This window comes from Acinetobacter sp. SFA (assembly GCF_001647535.1).
Classification (GTDB): domain Bacteria; phylum Pseudomonadota; class Gammaproteobacteria; order Pseudomonadales; family Moraxellaceae; genus Acinetobacter; species Acinetobacter pecorum.
Genome location: NZ_LSZI01000006.1, coordinates 40,517 through 58,550 on the forward strand (window position 1 = coordinate 40,517; position 18,034 = coordinate 58,550).

Sequence of the window (18,034 nt, forward strand, 5' to 3'; positions counted from 1 at the left end):
AATGAAGTTTTTATTTTGCTGCAAGCCAAGCTGGTAAATCAGCCATCACTGAAGCAAACTTCTCGTTAAGTGGTGCGCCACCTTGTGCCAAGTCAGGTTTACCACCACCTTTACCACCGAGCTCAGTTGCCAAGTGTTTGATGATGTCACCTGCTTTAATAGAAGCAGTAAAGTCTTTTGCAACAGATGCGATCAAGCTCACCTTGTCACCCTCTACACCTGCAAGAACAATAACTGCATTTTCTAATTTAGATTTCACGCCGTCATGGAGGTTACGCAGTGATTTCGCATCCATCCCCTGAACCGTTGTGATGAGTGTTTGACGACCTGCAATTTCTTGAACCTGGCCTAAAAGTTCACCGGCTTGCAGGCTTGCCAATTTTTGATTGAGTTGTTCAATCTGTTTTTGCAAGCTTGATGCTGTATCAACCAGCGCTTCAACTTTCTCAATCGTTTGATCTTTTTGAGCTTTTAATAGGCTATTAATAGTGTTGATATCACGATCCGCTTTTTGAGCTACTTCAACTGCTTTGGTACCAGTCACTGCTTCGATACGACGTACACCCGCTGCCACACCACCTTCAGAAGTGATCTTAAACAGACCGATATCGCCAGTGCGCTTCACATGAATACCGCCACACAGTTCGATGGAGAAGTTTTTCTCTTCAATCACAGAACCCATAGACAGTACGCGAACTTCTTCACCGTATTTTTCACCGAACAGCATCATCGCACCTTTGGCTTTTGCAGATTCGATGTCGAGCAGTTCAGTCGTAACTGGAGTATTGGCAATTACTTCAGCATTCACAAGACGTTCAATTTCTTGAAGCTGTTCAAAAGTCACAGGCTGGTCATTGGCAAAGTCGAAACGTAAAATGTCAGATGCAACCAATGAGCCTTTTTGCTGGACGTGTGCACCCAGGATTTGACGAAGAGCAGCGTGTAACAAGTGAGTTGCAGAGTGGTTGCGTGCAGTTGCGGCACGAATGTCTGCTTTTACCGTTGCTTCTACATTTTGAGTAACTTTCAAGTTACCCATGGTCACGATCCCTTGGTGTACAAATGCACCGCCAGATTTCTTGGTATCCTGAACTTCGAAAATACCGGTATCGTTTTTGAAGAGTCCTGTATCACCGATTTGACCACCGCTTTCTGCATAGAAAGGAGTCTGGTTCAATACGATCAGTGCTTCGTCGCCTTCAACTACTTCGTCAACTTGCTCGCCATCTTTATAGATTGCGATGATTTGACCTTGACCAGCAGTGGCGTCATAACCTTCAAACTGAGTTTCACCTTCAACTTTCACAACAGAGTTATAGTCGATTGCGAATTTGCCTGCATCACGAGCGCGTTGACGTTGTGCAGCCATTTCAGTTTCGAAACCAGCTTCGTCAATTGTTAAATCACGTTCACGTGCGATATCCGCTGTAAGGTCAGTCGGGAAACCGTAAGTGTCGTAAAGTTTAAATACCACTTCACCTGGAATCACAGAACCTTTCAGATTTGCCAATTCGCCTTCAAGCAATTTCAGACCTTGCTCAAGTGTTTTAGCAAACTGTTCTTCTTCTTTCAGCAGTTGTGCTTCGATGCGTGCTTTGTTTGCTTCAAGTTCAGGATAAGCTGCGCCCATCACATCAATTAAAGGCTGAAGCATTTTATGGAAGAATGAACCAGTCGCACCCAGTTTGTTACCATGACGAACTGCACGACGGATAATACGACGCAGTACATAACCACGACCTTCATTTGAAGGGTTTACACCGTCAGCTATCAGGAAGCAGCATGAACGTGCATGGTCAGCAACCACTTTTAAAGATGCAGGGTAATCCACGGGCTTGCCTTCAGCTTGTGCTTTCGCTTCAAGTTCAGAAGTGTCTAAACCGATGATTTCAGCAGACGCTTTTAACAAGTGCTGGAACAGGTCGATTTCATAATTTGAGTTAACGTGCTGAAGAACAGCAGAAATACGCTCCAAACCCATACCTGTATCAACAGAAGGTGCTGGAAGAGGGTGTAACACACCATCTGCAGTACGGTTGAACTGCATGAAAACGTTGTTCCAGATTTCGATGAAGCGGTCACCATCTTCTTCAGGCGTGCCCGGCAGGCCACCCCAGATATGATCACCGTGGTCAAAGAAAATTTCAGAACAAGGACCGCAAGGACCGGTATCGCCCATTGCCCAGAAGTTGTCTGATGCGTATTGACCGCCTTTGTTGTCGCCAATGCGGATAATACGGCTGGCATCTAGACCGATTTCTTTGTTCCAGATATCAAATGCTTCGTCATCAGTGTGGTACACAGTGGCGTAGAGTTTATCTTTAGGTAGTGCTAACCATTCATCGCTCGTTAAGAATTCCCAGGCAAATTTGATCGCATCACGCTTGAAGTAGTCACCAAACGAGAAGTTACCTAGCATTTCAAAGAAAGTATGATGACGGGCGGTATAACCCACATTGTCCAAGTCGTTGTGTTTACCACCTGCGCGTACGCATTTCTGTGATGATACGGCACGGACATAATCGCGTTTTTCTAGACCTAAGAAGCAATCTTTAAACTGGTTCATACCCGCATTGGTGAACAGCAAAGTTGGGTCATTGGCGGGTACTAGAGAACTCGACGCGACACGTGTATGCCCTTGCGATTCAAAGTAACGCAAAAATGCTTCACGAATTTCAGCTGATGTCATAAAACGAGTACTCACAACCAAGTCACTCCATAATTTCCGATTTGGCAAAAACACCACAGTCTGACAAGCATACAAAAGCTCTGCTGCAATGTGGGGCTTAAAAATTTAAAACGCCAAATTATAACGGAAAAAGCAGTACGCACCAATCATTTTAAAACCAATTGCTAAGGATTTATGTGCTTAGGTTTTTTGCTAAATAGTTAAATTGAATCTTTCTAAGGGCAAAATTCCGATAATTTCATCTCTTGAAAAATAACTGGAATTTTAAATGATGCAGAGAGAACCTGATCTATCAGAAAGAAAATAATCGAAAATCAGTATTTTCACTGAAGTTTTTTAATGTACGGCGCAAGAAATCCTTTAACATAGAAGAGTTCTAAAATAGGCATATTAAAGGTTGAGTCATGCAACGAGTGGCAATCAATGGATTTGGGCGTATTGGACGGAATGTACTACGTGCATGGTTTGAAAATCCGAAAGATTTTAACTTTGAAATCGTAGCCATTAACGATATTGCCGATGTTGAAACCCTGATTCATCTGTTTAAATATGACTCAACCCATGGCCGTTTTTCAGGGCAGGTAGATCTTAGCTATGATGCTGAACATATTTATCTGCATATCAGCTATAAAGATGCCGCTTTAAAAGTACAGGTTTTGTGTGAAGCCGAGCCGGCAAAACTGCCTTGGCAAAATCTGGCTGTAGATGTGGTGCTGGAATGTACCGGGCTGTTCCGTTCCCGTGAAGCCGCGACCCAGCATATTCAGGCAGGGGCGAAACGTGTGATTATCGGTGCCGCACCTTTTGATACGGTGGATGCTGCGATTGTCTATGGTGTCAATCATCATGAAGTCAAAGCATCGGATCAGATCATTTCCAGTGTTTCTTGTACTACACAGGCTTTGGTACCACTGGTCAAAATTGTCGATGATGCATTTGGTATCAATAGCGCCCTGATGACCGAAATCCATGCTGTTACGGCGGATCAATCGGTACTGGATCATGCACATCGTGATTTGCGTCGTGCACGTGCCTCGGGCCATAACATCATTCCTACGACTTCGAGCGCACTGGGTGCCTTAAAGCGGGTAATGCCGAAAATGGAAGATCGTATCGATGGTTATTCGATTCGGGTGCCGACTATTAATGTCGCTGCAATTGATTTGACCTTTGTTTCTCAGTCACCGATTACCGATCACAAGCTGAATGAAGTTCTGATCAAGGCTGCCCGGCAGGACTTCGCAGAAATCATGGCGGTAACAGATGAGCCTTTGGTATCCAGTGATTTTAATCATTCTCCATATTCACTGATTGTGGATTTGACTCAGACGCTGGTGGTTGGACACCAAGCTAAAGTTTTTGCCTGGTATGATAATGAATGGGGCTATGCCAACCGTTTATTAGATTTATGTGAATCATTTCATTAAGTTCGAGTTATTTAAATCCCTAAAGCACCGAAGATAAGGTGCTTTTTTCATGTCCAGAATATTTTGCCAGCCAATTTTTAGGAGAATTTGGCTGTAATTGATCGAAAATCAGTATTTGAAGCTGAATTAGTTAGATTATCTGCAGTATTTTTCGTTAAGATAAAAACAATAAAATGAAATAAGAGCAAGCACATGATGATGGTTTGGGGTTTTATTATACTGCTGACTTTGGCGGTGATTTTTCTGATCTGGCTGCAGTTTAATCAGAATGATGAGCCACGTACCGAGCAAGGTGTGCCAGTTGAAGAAAAAGTCGCGCATCTTGAAGAAAACTTAAAAAAGACTCTGGAAATTATGCAGGATCTGGCCAAAAAAATGCATGTCCAACAGGAAGTACTGGATCAGACCACAACAAAGCTTCAGCAGGTTGAGTTGCAAAATGCGGAGCTGGTCAGTTTACTGACTAAAGTGGTTGATCCCCAGAAATCATCCCACCCCCTTTAAAGATCATTTGAAAGGGGGCAGTACCAGACTATAGAGAGCATTCAGCCAGATAAAACCATTTTGCATAAACTGTGAAATGGAGGGGATAAAGTCAAGTACTGGCACAGCTGATAGACCCAATTCTCATTTGATTACGCGCGATTGTTTTTCAGACGCGGATGAGCAGATCTGGTTTCTGATAATAAGTTCCAGATGCATTATTTAACTTAAATTCTCTGCCGTCACGGGATAAAACTGAAATCTCAGTGTAAACGGTAAAAATTATGATAGGACTATCCTTGGTTTAATGCTGGGTTTTGTGTTTTTAAGATGCAATAAAATGCTGATAGTTGACACAATTGTTGATCCTTTCATCAGGTGGCGAAAATTATAAAATTTGCGATGCACAGCCAAAACTATCGTGCTAGACTAGGAGAAATCGGGTGTGCTCCCGATTTTTTTATGCGGATTCGTTCCGCGCTGACAAGAATTTAGGTTTACAACATGCCCATTTCAGAGACATGGTTATTACCTGATGGTGTAGCTGATGTATTACCAGAACAAGCGCAAGTCATTGAAAGCCTGCGCCGTAAATCACTGGATTTCCTTGCATCTCGAGGTTATCAGCTGGTGTACACGCCATTCATTGAATACATCGAATCTCTATCTTCTCTCTCAGAATCGAATCAAGATTTAGACTTAGCCACTTTCAAGGTGATCGATCAGCTTTCTGGTCGTTTACTTGGTGTGCGTGCCGATATGACACCACAAGTGGCTCGTATTGATGCGCATGTACATCCAGTGGAAGGTGTTGCACGGTACTGTTATGCAGGAACCGTCCTGCATACCAAACCTCGCGGCTTTAATACCTCGCGTGCGCCACTACAGTTGGGTGCAGAGCTATTTGGTTCAGACAGCATCGATGCCGATGTTGAAATGGTCGACTTGATGATCAGTCTGATTCAGGAGGCAGGCCAGGCAGATGGTATTCATCTGGACTTAGGTCATGTCGGTTTATTCCGCAGTCTGGTGGCTCAAGCAGGCCTGAACAAAGTTGCTGAGCAGCAATTATCTGATTTATACCAACGCAAGGCTTTACCGGAATTAGAAGAATTCACGGCAGAGCTGAAATTTGGTCAGGATTTTTATGCACTTGGGCGCTATGCCAGTGACCTGGATGCATTGCAAGCAAATCTAAGCGCCGAAGTGCTGGCAAATCCGGCATTCAAGCAAGCTTTTGAGGCACTACAAATCACCAGGGATGAAGTTCAGACCCGTTGGCCAAACTTGAGCATTGGTATTGATGTAGTTGAATTGCGTTCGTACCATTATCATACTGGTCTGATGTATGCCGTGTATGCGCCGAACCGTGCAGCTGCACTGGCACAAGGCGGCCGTTATGATGGCATTGGTGAGCATTTTGGGCGTGCCCGTCCTGCAACTGGCTTCTCGTGTGACTTATATGCTTTAAGTGCAGGCCAGTTTGATACGATACAGGTGGTAGTTGCACCTAAAGGCAACGATGCAGATCTTCTGAAGGCAATTCAGAACCTCCGTGCACAAGGCTTGAGTGTAATTCAGTTACTGGGTAATGATGATTTAAGCTCTGTACCATATGCGACGCACCAGCTGGTGCGTGTAGATGGCGAGTGGACAGTCAAAACGATTTAATTGCTTGGCTCAGTGTTCATGTCACTGAGTGGGGCTTTCAACTTTAACAGCATGATGTAATGAGGCTATTATGGGCAAGAATGTTGTGGTACTTGGTACCCAATGGGGCGACGAAGGTAAAGGTAAAATCGTCGACCTGCTCACAGATCAAGCGGCAGCGGTAGTTCGTTATCAAGGCGGACATAACGCAGGTCACACTCTTGTGGTTGGTGGTAAGAAAACTGTCTTACACCTCATTCCATCAGGTATTTTACGTGAAAACGTATTGTGCTTAATTGGTAACGGTGTGGTTCTTTCTCCTGAAGCGCTCATCAAAGAGATGGACATTCTTGAAAAAGAAGGCGTTCCTGTTAAAGAACGTTTACGCATTTCTCCAAACTGTCCACTTATCCTGCCAAACCACATCGCACTTGATCAGGCGCGTGAGAAAAAACGTGGTAATGCGAAGATTGGTACGACAGGTCGTGGTATCGGTCCTGCATACGAAGATAAAGTGGCACGTCGTGCAGTACGTGTTGCTGACCTGGTACGTGGTGGTGAACATCTTACAGCTCAGCTGACTGAACTACTGGACTACCATAACTTCCAGTTAACTCAATACTACGGTGTTGAAGCAGTTAAACTAGAAGATGTGCTGGCACTGTGTGACGAATGGCGTAAGGTTGTTGCTCCCCTGGTTGTGGACGTAACTACTGAGTTGCATAACTACCGTAAAAACGGTGACAACATCATGTTCGAAGGCGCGCAAGGTTCACTTCTTGACGTTGACCACGGTACATATCCGTATGTAACTTCTTCGAATACAACTGCTGGTGGCGTAAGCTCTGGTTCAGGTCTGGGTCCATTGCATCTTGATTATGTACTGGGTATTACCAAAGCGTACACAACCCGTGTAGGTGCAGGTCCATTCCCAACTGAGTTGGTGTATGACGCTGCAAATGACACAGGTGATGCGATTGGTAAACACCTCGGTACGATTGGTAATGAATTTGGTGCCTCTACTGGCCGTCAACGTCGTTGTGGCTGGTTCGATGCTGAAATTCTACGCCGTTCAGTCGATGTAAACTCACTTTCTGGTATTTGCCTGACTAAACTTGACGTTCTAGACGGTTTGGAAGAAGTGAAAATCTGTGTAGGCTATGAAGCTGCAGATTCTGGTTGTGTCGGTTCTTCTGATGCGCTTGCATTCGAAACTTTAAAACCGATTTACGAAACTATGCCAGGCTGGTCTGAGTCAACTTTTGGTGCGAAATCACTGGATCAGTTGCCACAAGCTGCATTGAACTATGTAAAACGTCTTGAGCAATTGATTGAATGTCCAATCGACATCATTTCAACGGGTCCAGACCGTGAAGAAACCATCATTCTTCGCCATCCATTCGATGCTTAATTTGTTTTAAGCTTCAATAAAAAAACCCATCTTCGGATGGGTTTTTTTATAGGTTGAAATTATGTAGTTATTTCAAGACTAAAGTTGCATCGGTAATCCGGCGTGATGTGCTTTAACATATCGATATATAAAGAAAGAAAAATGAGCATCAGGATGCAAAAAAATATATCGGCGACCATGTTTTATTCATTATTATTCGCGATGGGCGGGGCACCAACAATTGCCATGATGATTATTCGTGCGCAAACCCAAAATCCTGAGATTATTTATACTGCACTCATTGGTCTCAGCGTCATTATTGCCTGCATTCTGGTGCCTGTTATCTTGCTACAAAATGCTTTTTTATATTTCAAACGTAAAGATGAAATACTTGAACAGAAAATAAAACCTCTCAGTCAGGTGTATCTGGGCTTAAATATTATTTGTCTGATTTACTGGTTAGCGATACAGTACTTGGCTTAAAAATTACATAATTTATAAGAAGATGGAGTAATTATACGTTTAGCTACTGCATGCTTTCCCTTATAATTTTTACAATGTAAATTAAGCTTGAGCTAAGGTAGAGTTAATTATAATGAAGAATAAACTTTTATTAAGTATGGCCACTGCCACAGTGGTGACATTGTCGGGTTGTACTACCATTGCCGATATTGCCGGGGCGGATACTGCGACTTTAAATGCATCTGCCAGCCAAAGCTATAATGCCATGGTGAATGATGCGCGCAATAAAGGTCAGCTGGATACCAGTTCAGCCACATATAAACGTATTAATACCGTGTTTAATCGCTTGAAGCCGATTGCTAACCAAATGAATCAAACCGGTACGCCATTCCAGTGGCAACTGGCTGTACTTAAATCTGACCAGGTCAATGCCTTTGTTGCCCCGGGTGGTAAAGTCGTATTCTACACTGGTATTGTGAATAAACTGAATCTGACTGATGCTGAAATTGCAGCAATTATGGGTCATGAAATGGTACATGCCTTAGAAGAGCACTCTAAGCAGAAAATCGGCGCGCAGGCCCTCACTGACCTGGCCTTGGGAATTGGCCTGAGTGCAGCAGGTGTAGGTCAGGGCGGCGCTGCAGCTGCACAGCTGGGTAGTCAGATCGGGATTGGTTTGCCGTACTCGCGTAATCTGGAAAGTCGTGCTGACCAAGGCGGTTTGATGCTGATGGCGCGTGCAGGCTATAACCCGAATGCAGCCATTACCCTGTGGGAAAAAATGAATAAATTAGAAGGTGGGGGCGGAGTCGCTTTCCTGTCTACGCATCCATCGAATAGCCAGCGTATTGGACAGATGCGTCAACAGTTGCCAGCAGCAATGCAGATTTATAACCAAAACAAATAATCCAATGATTATTCTTTGAAAAAAGATCTTGATGGGATTAAAAGGGCAGGGTATTGATCCTGCCTTTTTTATGGCTCATTTTTTGATGGACATTGTTTGAGTTATTTTTCTTGGCAACAAAAAAGGGCAAAGTTTGCACTTTGCCCTTTATCACACCCGATCAGAAGATCTTAGTGTTGGTGACCACCTGCACCATGTACATGGCCGTGATCTAATTCTTCTTGAGAAGCTTCACGAACAGATACGATTTCAACTTCAAAAGTCAGATCTTGACCAGCAAGTGGGAAGTTAGCATCAACAACAACATTGTCGCCTTCAACTGCTTTAACAGTTACGATTTGCACGCCGTCATCAGTTTGAGCCTGGAACTGCATACCTGCTTGAATATTGTCTACGCCTTGGAACATTTGCGCAGGAACTTCTTGAACTAGGTCTGGATTGTATTCGCCATAACCTTCAGCAGCTGGAACGTTTACAGTGAATTTATCACCTACAGTTTTACCTTCTAGCGCGTTTTCTAATCCTGGGATGATATTACCTGCACCGTGCAAATAGGCAAGTGGTTCACCTTGAGATTGATCGAGAGTTTCACCCTCTGCGTTAGTCAATGTGTAGTGGAAAGAAACCACGTGGTTATTTGCAATAGCAGTCATGTTAATTGATCCATTCAATTTTTTAAGGGTACATCATAAAGTGAAATTGCGTTTTTGTAGACTAAAATTAGCAAAAAAACGCAATTCGACAATTTTATTGACGATTTTTTCATTGATTGGGTCAAATTCTGGAATTTCAATGCAATTTCAGCTTTGGAGATATTTTCCGTGTAACAAAATCTTTTGCGGTTAGAATGCCCGCATGCGCATACCCATGAATGGTTGCCTGATGAATCCGGTACAAGGACACATACATTGATTTGGCGACAAAGCCTTGCACATTGACCTGACCGAGTAATTCCCCAACGGCTTTATTCTGACTTAGGGAAATGAGTGAACCCTTGTCAGAAAATTTAAACATGGGCAAATAGTTTTCCTCATTGATCCGGGCTTTTAAGGCATTGGCCAGAAAGTTGGCCTGCTGGCTGGCGACTTGTGCGCGTGGACCCAATACCGGTTCATCTGCTGCAGGTTGGCAATGTGCACAGTCACCAAAAGCAAAGATGTCTGGATCAGATTTGGTTTGCAGGGTGGAATAGACTTTCAATCGGTGAATATTGTCCTTTTCCATATCTTGTAGTTGCACTAAGACTTCAGGTGCTTTGATACCGGCGGCCCAGACTTTAATCTCGGCATCCAGACTTGAACCATCTGCAAAATAAATCTTGTCTTCATCGACCTTGGCCACCCGATGACCGGTCAAGACTTCAATGCCAAACTTTTCCATTTGTTGCATGGTGTGTTCAGCAACTCTAGGTGAGAGTGCCGTCAGAATGCGATCCGCCGCTTCAATTAAGGTGATTTTTACTTTTTTCGGGTCAACCTTGTTTAAACCATATTTAAAGAAATTATGTTTGGCTTCTACCAGCTCCGCTGCCAGTTCTACTCCGGTTGCTCCGGCACCAATAATCGCGATATTCAGTTCACGATTCGAAGCTTCATGCTGTGCGTTCAGATAGAGATGCAACATGTCCTGCTGAAAAACATCCGCCTGTTTACGGCTGTCGAGAAAATGACAGAACTGTCTTACCCCTTCGGTATTAAAATCATTCGAGGTAGAACCCAAGGCCAGTACCAGTGTGTCATAGGAAATATGCTGGTTTTTCTTGGATTGGGCTGTTTTGGAGAAATATTCTGTTTCGACCAGAATCTGTTTGGCTTCACGATCTAGTCCTGTGAATGTACCCAAGACAAATTCATAATGATGTGCTGCTGAATGAGCAAAATAATTGGTTTCTTCTTGATGTGGATTTAAGGTACCTGCAGCCACTTCATGCAGCAGCGGTTTCCAGATATGTGTCAGTTTTTGATCGACCAGAATAATCTGGGCCTTACCGCTTTTACCCAAGCTATCACCCAACTGAGTCGCCAGTTCCAGACCACCGGCACCGCCACCCACAATCACGATTTTATGTGCTGTCATATATGATTAACCTGTTTATTTTTTTAATAAAAATAAGAGAAATAGAAAGAAAATATACTATGGCATGGGCCAGATCGCGTCTTGGTTAAAATTGTTATACACATTACAAAACGTAGCAATTCTGTGAGGGCAGGTAAGTTTCCCTGTCTTGAGGGTGTGAGGCAGGGAGAAAGGAAAATCTGCCAGAAGATCAGCGAAAAAATCTTCTGGCTTAAAGAACAGTTAACTTGACAGCTAGCGCTATTATTTATTTAGAGGATAAAGCTTTACGCTTGGTGTAGAGTCTGAAAAGAAAGTAAATAAACCTTGCAGCCAGCTAAAGAATTTCTGAAACAGGTTAGCTTCTTCAATTTCGACATGATCTTCAATCAGGATAGTACGGATTAACTGGTTATTTTGATAGACCTGAATGGTTGCCAGAGGCATGATAGTCGCCAAGGGCGCAATGAGCTCAGATGCCTTTACTTCCACACTGATATGAGTCTGGGTTTCTTGTAAAGGTTCGATACTTCTTAAAATGCCATCACCAGTATTCAGCATAATACGTTGATTGGTCTGGTCGAATTGATTCAGGTCGATACTATACCCCTGATCATATAAAGAGGTGGTAATAATCTGCGGTTGCTTGGTCTGCACCTTAAACATTTTTAAGGTTGATTTGATTACAGGCAGCTCAGCCAGTAGCTGTTTATCTTTGATCGCTACTTCATTGCGGGTATAGGTATAGGCCAGATTCATCAGCTTATGCGATACTTCAGCGCGTTTTGCCGCACTTTTAGTACCCAGTACTACCACAATCAGACGTCGGTTCGGCATTTCAAGATCTGCCGTGACACGATTGGCCGTCAGCGCCAGGTTGTAGCCTGCTGCACGGGTAAAACCGGTTTTTAAACCATCCACCGTAGGATCTACCTGAAGCACACGGTTGGTTGCGCGATGAAAATGTCGGTTATAGGTAAAGCTTGGCTGTTTGGAATAATACAGATAATCCGGAGTTTCATTGACGACTGCCATAGATAGTCTGGCCAAATCTGCGGCAGTAGAATAATGTTCAGGCATGGTAATACCTGCCGGATTCTGGAAATTGGTATGCTGCATGCCCAGCATTTTGGCTTCCTGATTCATGCGTTCAACAAACTGCGGAATACCACCCGAAATTTTCTCAGCCAGCGTGACTGCAGCATCATTGGCAGACATGATAATTAAGCCCGCCAGAAGCTGATCGACTGAAATCTGATCACCTTCTTTCAGGTACATCTGTGACTCATCCCACATCACAGTTTTCACCACAGAAGTCGCGGTTAAAACTTCATTTTTATTTAATTTTCTGGCCTCAATTTCCTTCAAGGCAATATAAGCCACCATCATTTTGGTTAGCGAGGCCGGAGCACGCTGAACATCAGCATTGTGCTCGGCAATAACTTGACCAGATTGTGAATCCAGAATGGTCCAGGCTTCAGCTTCAACGCTTTCAGGCACAATATTGAGTAGGGCAGCATGGGAAAATGCAGAAATAAATAAACTGAAAACCGCAATCAGTGAGATGATGTATTTCAATGGTGTTCCTTGATAACCCGCTGGGTGTTGAACGATTTAATTTTCACGCATGCTATGCCTTTTTTATACAGATAGCTAGTCGTAAATGTAGACAAATAAGACAGCTAAACCATCCTGGCTTAAAAAATGCTAAGCTAAGCTATATCTCATTTATTTTAATTTTATATCGTCTATTATGTTGCATTATCAAATCGAATTTGACGATTATCGTCAGCATCTTATTCACGTAACTGTTCGCTTTCTTGCTGATCCGACGCAAGTCTTGTCATTGCCGACCTGGATTCCAGGAAGCTATCTGATCCGGGAATTTTCCAAACATATTGAAGCGGTCAAGGCTTATGATGAAGATGGGCGCCAGCTACAAATCCAGAAGTTTGAAAAGAATAAATGGCGTTTATTCAACACCGATCATGAGCTGATTACGGTGGAATATGATGTCTATGCCTATGACCTGTCCGTTCGTGGTGCATACGTGGATCAAAATCGTCTCTACGTGAACCCGGCTTGTGCATGTCTGGGGCTGGAAGGTCAGGAAAATAAAGAAATTGAACTGGAAATCTTCCTGCCAGATGAATTAAAGCATTTCCAATTGGCAACCGGCATGCAGGCCAAAAGTCTGGTCAAAGGCCGTTTCACGCTGAAAGCTAAAAACTATGCCGAACTGATTGATGCGCCATTTGAGCTGGCAGAACAAACCCGTTTCAGTTTTGAAGCAAATGGTATTCCACATGAATTTGTAGTGTCCGGTAAACACGCCATGAATGCTACGCGTATGCAGCAGGACATTGAAAAAATCTGTCGTACAGAAATTTCCATGTTTGGTTCAGCACCGTTTGCGGACTATACTTTTATGACGATGGCAACCGGCAACAGCTATGGGGGGCTGGAACATCCGAACTCGACCAGCCTGATTACACCACGCGATGACTTGCCGAAAGCCAATGAACCTGAAGAACCTTCAAAAGATTATCAGCGTTTCCTCGGCTTATGTAGCCATGAATATTTCCATTCATGGTTGGTGAAGTTTATTCGACCTGAAAACTTCGTGAACTATGATCTAAACAGAGAAGGCTATACGTCTTTGCTGTGGATCTTTGAAGGCTTTACTTCCTATTACGATGATTTGATTTTGCTGCGTAGCGGCGTGATTAATCAGGAATCATATATTGCTTTGTTAAAAGCACAGATTGACCGTTATTTGCAGAATCCGGGACGTGCGATTCAGTCAGTGTCTGAATCCAGTTTTGATGCCTGGGTGAAATTCTACCGTCAGGATGAAAACTCCAATAATGCCGGAACCAGCTATTACAACAAAGGTTGTCTGGTAGCACTTTGTCTGGACTTGGGACTGCGTTTACGTGGTTCAAGTCTGGATGCCTTAATGCGCCGTTTGTATGAAAATGCGCAAAATGGTATTCAGGTGCACGAACGGACAATCTTTGAATTATGCAAAGAACTGACAGGTGATGATTGGTCAGAACAGATTAATCACTTGATCAATACGACAGATGAACTGCCGCTGGATCAGCTCTTACCTGAGTTTGGTATTGGTTATAGCCTGAAAAATGACAAGTCTTTGCCATTTGGCTTAAAGCTGGCAGATAAGCCGGAAGGCGTACTGGTTCAATCTGCGCGTCGTGATGCTGTGGCTGTACAGGCCGGTCTTTCTGCCAATGACGTGATTATTGCGATTGACGGTCTAAAAGCCACGACCAAGCTTCTCGAAAGCTATGCAAAACAGAACGGTAGTTTTACAGTATACGCGTTCCGTCGAGATGAGCTGATGACTTTTGAAGTTCAGGCAGGCGGTTCTAAACTGACCGAAGTTGAACTGAAAGTTGAAGATCAGGCCAAAGCTGAAAAGTGGCTTAAAGCTTAATTCAATTTCAAACTTTAAAACCGATGCTTAGGCATCGGTTTTTTTATTGACTAAATATCAACATGATATTTATTTAATGAGCAGTCAGGAAATTCCATTGAATTTAGCTTGCGATTTAATGATGCTGATTCCTCATTTGAATATCATAAAATGCTAGTACGACCATTATTGGCTTTGCGTTCTGCTATAGCAGTCAATGTATCGCAAAGACATCTTGGTCCTGATTAAACATCCGGTTAACTTGCTGATCCAATACAAATCTCCTTTTTTGAATACATTTTATTTTTTAGATCACTAAATATGAATCGTAAATGGCATTTCAATAAAAGAATAACAAGAAAAAAAAGGAAGGCCCAAAGAGGGTGGGCCTTAAGTGGGAGAGCTTAGTTGCCGCGATAGGTTGAATAACCATAGGGGCTTAATAGCAGCGGGATATGATAGTGATTGACTGAGCCATCTACTTCAAAAATCACCGGTACTTCCGGGAAAAAGCTGTTTTGCTTTTGGGTTTTAAACCAGTCACCAGTTTTAAAAGTCACTTTGTAGATTCCTTTATCAAAGGTTTTATTCTCTGGGTACAGTGCTGTGATACGACCCTGAGGATTGGTCCTTGCTTGTGAAAGCTGTACCCATTTGCCATTTTTCTGTGTTTCCAGCGTCACTTCTACATTTGGAGAAGGCAAGCCATTTTCCAGATTCAGCACGTGTACACTCAGCGGATTCTGGGCAAAAGAAAGAGTTGCTGCAGTAGTGGCAAGAGTCGCGATTAAGATTTTTTTCATGTTGTGTTCCTCGTTGGAATGACGGAATAATGTTTAATCAAAGGAATAAAAAATTACTAATTAAAAGATATCAAAGCTGCTTTAAGGTGGTTTGAATGCCGCTATTAGCACATTGATGATCCTGTGCTGAGCCGCCTGCACCTGCGACGCCTACTGCGCCTACAATCTGGTTTTGGTAAATGACAGGGACACCACCACCCAGTAATAGCAATTCAGGCAAGCTATTCAGATTCTGTGCATCCGGATTTTTCTGGGCATTGCGCATAAAATCCAGTGTGCTGGTTTTAGTTGAATACGCGGTGAAAGCTTTCCGTTCCGCTGCAATCAGGTTGTGAATGCCGACAGATTCATGGCGCTGGCTGGCCAGCAGGTTGCCACCCTGATCTAGAATAACGACTGCCGCCGGCTTGGCCTGTTGCTGACAAGCAAGCATGACGTTGCTGGCCATGAGCTTTGCTACTTCTAGCGACATGACTGGCGCCGTTTTAAATTCTGCATGCGCCACTGAGCTGAGTAGTAATACGCTGCTGAGCAAGGTCAGGGTTGTGTTGGCGATTGAAATTTTCATGGTTATCTTTCATGCAATTGGCTACTGGGGCTATCTTAGAAAAAAATCCGCCAGTGCAGCATGACAATCAGATTACCAATTTGTAATCTAGAACTAGCTAAAAACAGCTAAACTACTGACATGCATATTTTAATTGTAGAAGATGAAGTCAAGATTGCTGAATATCTGGCAAAAGGACTGAATGAGTCAGGTTATAGTACGGCCATCGCAGAAAATGGCGTGCGTGCATTATCGTGTTTGCAGCAACAGTCTTTTGATCTGGTGCTGCTTGATGTGATGCTGCCGGACCTGGACGGCTGGCAGGTATTACACACCCTGCGAACTTTTAGCCAGATTCCGGTATTAATGCTCACTGCACGTGATCATGTGCTAGATCGGGTTAAAGGACTGGAGCTTGGTGCCGATGATTATCTGACCAAGCCTTTTTCCTATATTGAATTACTGGCCCGAATCAAAAGTCTGTTGCGCCGTGTGCCGCGTCTGGAGCAGGAGGCCTATCAGGTTTCAGATCTGGTATTGAACCGCTTAAAGCATGAGGTTTACCGTAACGGACAAAAGATCGACTTGAGCCAGAAAGAATTTGCGCTGTTGCAATTGTTAATGGAACATCAGGGACAGGTGATGACCCGGAGCCAGATTGCGTCCATGGTCTGGAATATTAATTTTAATACTGATACTAATGTGGTGGATGTGGCTATTCGCAGGCTGCGTAGCAAAATTGATGATCATTACACGCCAAAACTGATCCATACCGTACGTGGCATGGGTTATAAGCTAGATGAATGTCCATGAAAAACCCAGTGTTATTGCCGTTGGCAACACGTTTAAGTATTGCATTTGCACTGGTGTCTTGCGTGGTGTTTCTGAGTGTGGCGTTGCTGTCTTATCAAAATATGCAACAGATGATTCAGACCCAGCAGGATCAGGCGCTGGCCGCTCGTATTTCCCGGATTGAGATTTTTCTTGAAGATGCCCAGAGTTTCAAACTTCTGGTCCAGCATCCCAAATTATATGAAAATATGCTGGGACAGGAAGATAATTTACTGTTGCTGCAGCATCAAAAAAGTCGTCTGATCGAAATCAATCCTTTGCAGGTTCATATTCCGGCATTGCATTATTCCTCCAAATTACAGTTTCAGAATAATCAGGCTGAACATCCTTCAACACGTCTGGCTTTTAAACAGGTGCAGTTTGAGGGTCGCAGCTACCAGCTGGTAGCAGGTAAACAGTTGGCAGAAGGACAAAGGGCACTGGCAACCTATTTATCAAAGCTGGTGCTCTATAGTCTGCTTGGTATATTGCTCTCGACCTTTATGGCCTGGCTGGCTGGACGCTATATTCTAAAGTCAATGCGTCAGCTGATGCTGGCGACAGCACAGGTCAATATTCAGCAGCCCAATCAGCACATTGATGTTCAGAGTAATACGCTGGAGGTGCAAGAGCTGAGTCAGGCCATGAACGATATGCTCGGTAATATTCAGTCTGCATATCAGCAGTTGGCACGTTTTTCTGAGGATATTTCGCACGAACTTCGCACGCCATTAAACAATCTAATCGGGCAAACACAGATTCTGTTATCGCGGCCGCGCGAGCTTGCTGAACTGGAAAATCTGCTCTATTCCAACCTAGAAGAATATGAACGTCTAAGCCAGATGATTGAAAGCATGCTGTTTATCGCGCGGGTAGAGCATGGTGGATTTACGGTTGAAAAACAGCATTTCAATCTGAATGAGATGCTGCAAGAATTACTTGAGTACTTCAGTTTTCTGGCTGAAGAAAAGCAGATGCATTTAAAAATTAATGTTCCATCAGATTTAAGTCTGACTGCCAGCACCGCATTATTACAGCGCGCAGTTGCCAATCTGATCAGCAATGCCATTACTTATGGTCAGCCGGGGAGTGAGATTAGTGTGTCGGCACAGCGACTGAACCATAGCATTAAAATATCGGTGCTGACGCCAGAGGTATGGATTGCAGATGAGCATCATCCGCATTTATTTGAGCGTTTTTACCAGATAGATGACAGCCGACATGAAAAAGCCCAGACGGGTGGTCTGGGCCTTGCCATTGTGCAGTCGATTATGCAGCTCCATCAGGGGGGAGCAACTGTAGAAAATACGCCGTCTGGCGTGGTATTTAGCCTGTCACTACCTGATGAATAGGC

General features: G+C 43.7%; 15 protein-coding genes. 9 read left to right on the forward strand and 6 right to left on the reverse strand.

Annotated elements, in window-relative coordinates; genetic code table 11:
- Positions 1-10 precede the first annotated feature (10 nt).
- Positions 11-2,704 carry an alanine--tRNA ligase gene (alaS, locus tag AY607_RS04100; protein WP_171255275.1) on the reverse strand — a complete coding sequence of 898 codons (2,694 nt, stop codon included), beginning with the start codon at positions 2,702-2,704 and terminating at the stop codon, positions 11-13.
- Positions 2,705-3,093: 389 nt separating this feature from the next.
- Between alaS and AY607_RS04105 the strand changes: the two genes are divergently transcribed.
- The 6 genes from AY607_RS04105 to AY607_RS04130 all read left to right on the forward strand — a co-directional run bounded on the left by AY607_RS04105 (position 3,094) and on the right by AY607_RS04130 (position 9,008).
- The gene (locus tag AY607_RS04105) at positions 3,094-4,116 is read left to right on the forward strand and encodes a type I glyceraldehyde-3-phosphate dehydrogenase (protein WP_064096634.1); all 1,023 of its coding nucleotides are present in this window, start codon (positions 3,094-3,096) and stop codon (positions 4,114-4,116) included.
- 192 nt (positions 4,117-4,308) lie between these two features.
- Positions 4,309-4,620 (forward strand): hypothetical protein, encoded by a 312-nt coding sequence (locus AY607_RS04110; protein ID WP_064096635.1) that lies wholly within the window; start codon positions 4,309-4,311, stop codon positions 4,618-4,620.
- Between the two features lie 483 nt (positions 4,621-5,103).
- On the forward strand, positions 5,104-6,270 hold the full coding sequence (locus tag AY607_RS04115) for an ATP phosphoribosyltransferase regulatory subunit (RefSeq protein ID WP_064096636.1): 1,167 nt from the start codon (positions 5,104-5,106) through the stop codon (positions 6,268-6,270).
- A 70-nt stretch (positions 6,271-6,340) separates the two neighbouring features.
- Positions 6,341-7,660 (forward strand): adenylosuccinate synthase, encoded by a 1,320-nt coding sequence (locus tag AY607_RS04120; protein WP_064096637.1) that lies wholly within the window; start codon positions 6,341-6,343, stop codon positions 7,658-7,660.
- 153 nt (positions 7,661-7,813) lie between these two features.
- Positions 7,814-8,122: a hypothetical protein gene (locus AY607_RS04125; RefSeq protein WP_064096638.1), complete on the forward strand. Its 309-nt coding sequence runs from the start codon at positions 7,814-7,816 to the stop codon at positions 8,120-8,122.
- Positions 8,123-8,234: 112 nt separating this feature from the next.
- Positions 8,235-9,008: a M48 family metallopeptidase gene (locus AY607_RS04130; protein WP_064096639.1), complete on the forward strand. Its 774-nt coding sequence runs from the start codon at positions 8,235-8,237 to the stop codon at positions 9,006-9,008.
- Between the two features lie 170 nt (positions 9,009-9,178).
- Here the strand turns inward: AY607_RS04130 and slyD are convergent, their stop codons facing one another.
- The 3 genes from slyD to AY607_RS04145 all read right to left on the reverse strand — a co-directional run bounded on the left by slyD (position 9,179) and on the right by AY607_RS04145 (position 12,641).
- The gene (gene slyD / locus AY607_RS04135) at positions 9,179-9,661 is read right to left on the reverse strand and encodes a peptidylprolyl isomerase (protein WP_064096640.1); all 483 of its coding nucleotides are present in this window, start codon (positions 9,659-9,661) and stop codon (positions 9,179-9,181) included.
- A gap of 136 nt (positions 9,662-9,797) precedes the next feature.
- The gene (locus tag AY607_RS04140) at positions 9,798-11,084 is read right to left on the reverse strand and encodes an NAD(P)/FAD-dependent oxidoreductase (RefSeq protein WP_064096641.1); all 1,287 of its coding nucleotides are present in this window, start codon (positions 11,082-11,084) and stop codon (positions 9,798-9,800) included.
- A gap of 243 nt (positions 11,085-11,327) precedes the next feature.
- Positions 11,328-12,641: a D-alanyl-D-alanine carboxypeptidase family protein gene (locus AY607_RS04145; RefSeq protein ID WP_064101853.1), complete on the reverse strand. Its 1,314-nt coding sequence runs from the start codon at positions 12,639-12,641 to the stop codon at positions 11,328-11,330.
- Positions 12,642-12,816: 175 nt separating this feature from the next.
- Between AY607_RS04145 and AY607_RS04150 the strand changes: the two genes are divergently transcribed.
- Positions 12,817-14,520, forward strand: coding sequence for a M61 family metallopeptidase (locus AY607_RS04150; protein ID WP_064101854.1), 1,704 nt, complete (start codon positions 12,817-12,819; stop codon positions 14,518-14,520).
- A gap of 383 nt (positions 14,521-14,903) precedes the next feature.
- Here AY607_RS04150 and uraH read toward each other — a convergent pair whose 3' ends face one another.
- Complete coding sequence (gene uraH / locus AY607_RS04155; protein WP_064101855.1) at positions 14,904-15,302, reverse strand: hydroxyisourate hydrolase; 399 nt, start codon at positions 15,300-15,302, stop codon at positions 14,904-14,906.
- 70 nt (positions 15,303-15,372) lie between these two features.
- A complete protein-coding gene (locus AY607_RS04160; RefSeq protein WP_064101856.1) occupies positions 15,373-15,870 on the reverse strand; it encodes a GlcG/HbpS family heme-binding protein in 498 nt (165 codons plus the stop codon).
- Positions 15,871-15,990: 120 nt separating this feature from the next.
- Between AY607_RS04160 and AY607_RS04165 the strand changes: the two genes are divergently transcribed.
- Both AY607_RS04165 and AY607_RS04170 read left to right on the forward strand, forming a co-directional pair.
- The gene (locus AY607_RS04165) at positions 15,991-16,662 is read left to right on the forward strand and encodes a heavy metal response regulator transcription factor (protein ID WP_064101857.1); all 672 of its coding nucleotides are present in this window, start codon (positions 15,991-15,993) and stop codon (positions 16,660-16,662) included.
- Positions 16,659-18,032, forward strand: a complete 1,374-nt coding sequence (locus AY607_RS04170) for a heavy metal sensor histidine kinase (protein ID WP_064101858.1) — start codon at positions 16,659-16,661, stop codon at positions 18,030-18,032. Before AY607_RS04165 ends, AY607_RS04170 begins: the two co-directional genes overlap by 4 nt.
- The last annotated feature ends 2 nt before the right edge of the window (positions 18,033-18,034 follow it).

Bases quoted from the DNA above. Each gene is read 5' to 3' on its own strand.
- AY607_RS04120 (WP_064096637.1), top strand. From the start codon at position 6,341: ATGGGCAAGAATGTTGTGGTACTTGGTACCCAATGGGGCGACGAAGGT.
- AY607_RS04125 (WP_064096638.1), top strand. From the start codon at position 7,814: ATGCAAAAAAATATATCGGCGACCATGTTTTATTCATTATTATTCGCG.
- AY607_RS04115 (WP_064096636.1), top strand. From the start codon at position 5,104: ATGCCCATTTCAGAGACATGGTTATTACCTGATGGTGTAGCTGATGTA.
- AY607_RS04165 (WP_064101857.1), top strand. From the start codon at position 15,991: ATGCATATTTTAATTGTAGAAGATGAAGTCAAGATTGCTGAATATCTG.
- AY607_RS04110 (WP_064096635.1), top strand. From the start codon at position 4,309: ATGATGATGGTTTGGGGTTTTATTATACTGCTGACTTTGGCGGTGATT.
- AY607_RS04170 (WP_064101858.1), top strand. From the start codon at position 16,659: ATGAAAAACCCAGTGTTATTGCCGTTGGCAACACGTTTAAGTATTGCA.
- AY607_RS04105 (WP_064096634.1), top strand. From the start codon at position 3,094: ATGCAACGAGTGGCAATCAATGGATTTGGGCGTATTGGACGGAATGTA.
- slyD (WP_064096640.1), bottom strand. From the start codon at position 9,661: ATGACTGCTATTGCAAATAACCACGTGGTTTCTTTCCACTACACATTG.
- AY607_RS04150 (WP_064101854.1), top strand. From the start codon at position 12,817: ATGTTGCATTATCAAATCGAATTTGACGATTATCGTCAGCATCTTATT.
- uraH (WP_064101855.1), bottom strand. From the start codon at position 15,302: ATGAAAAAAATCTTAATCGCGACTCTTGCCACTACTGCAGCAACTCTT.
- AY607_RS04160 (WP_064101856.1), bottom strand. From the start codon at position 15,870: ATGAAAATTTCAATCGCCAACACAACCCTGACCTTGCTCAGCAGCGTA.
- AY607_RS04140 (WP_064096641.1), bottom strand. From the start codon at position 11,084: ATGACAGCACATAAAATCGTGATTGTGGGTGGCGGTGCCGGTGGTCTG.
- AY607_RS04130 (WP_064096639.1), top strand. From the start codon at position 8,235: ATGAAGAATAAACTTTTATTAAGTATGGCCACTGCCACAGTGGTGACA.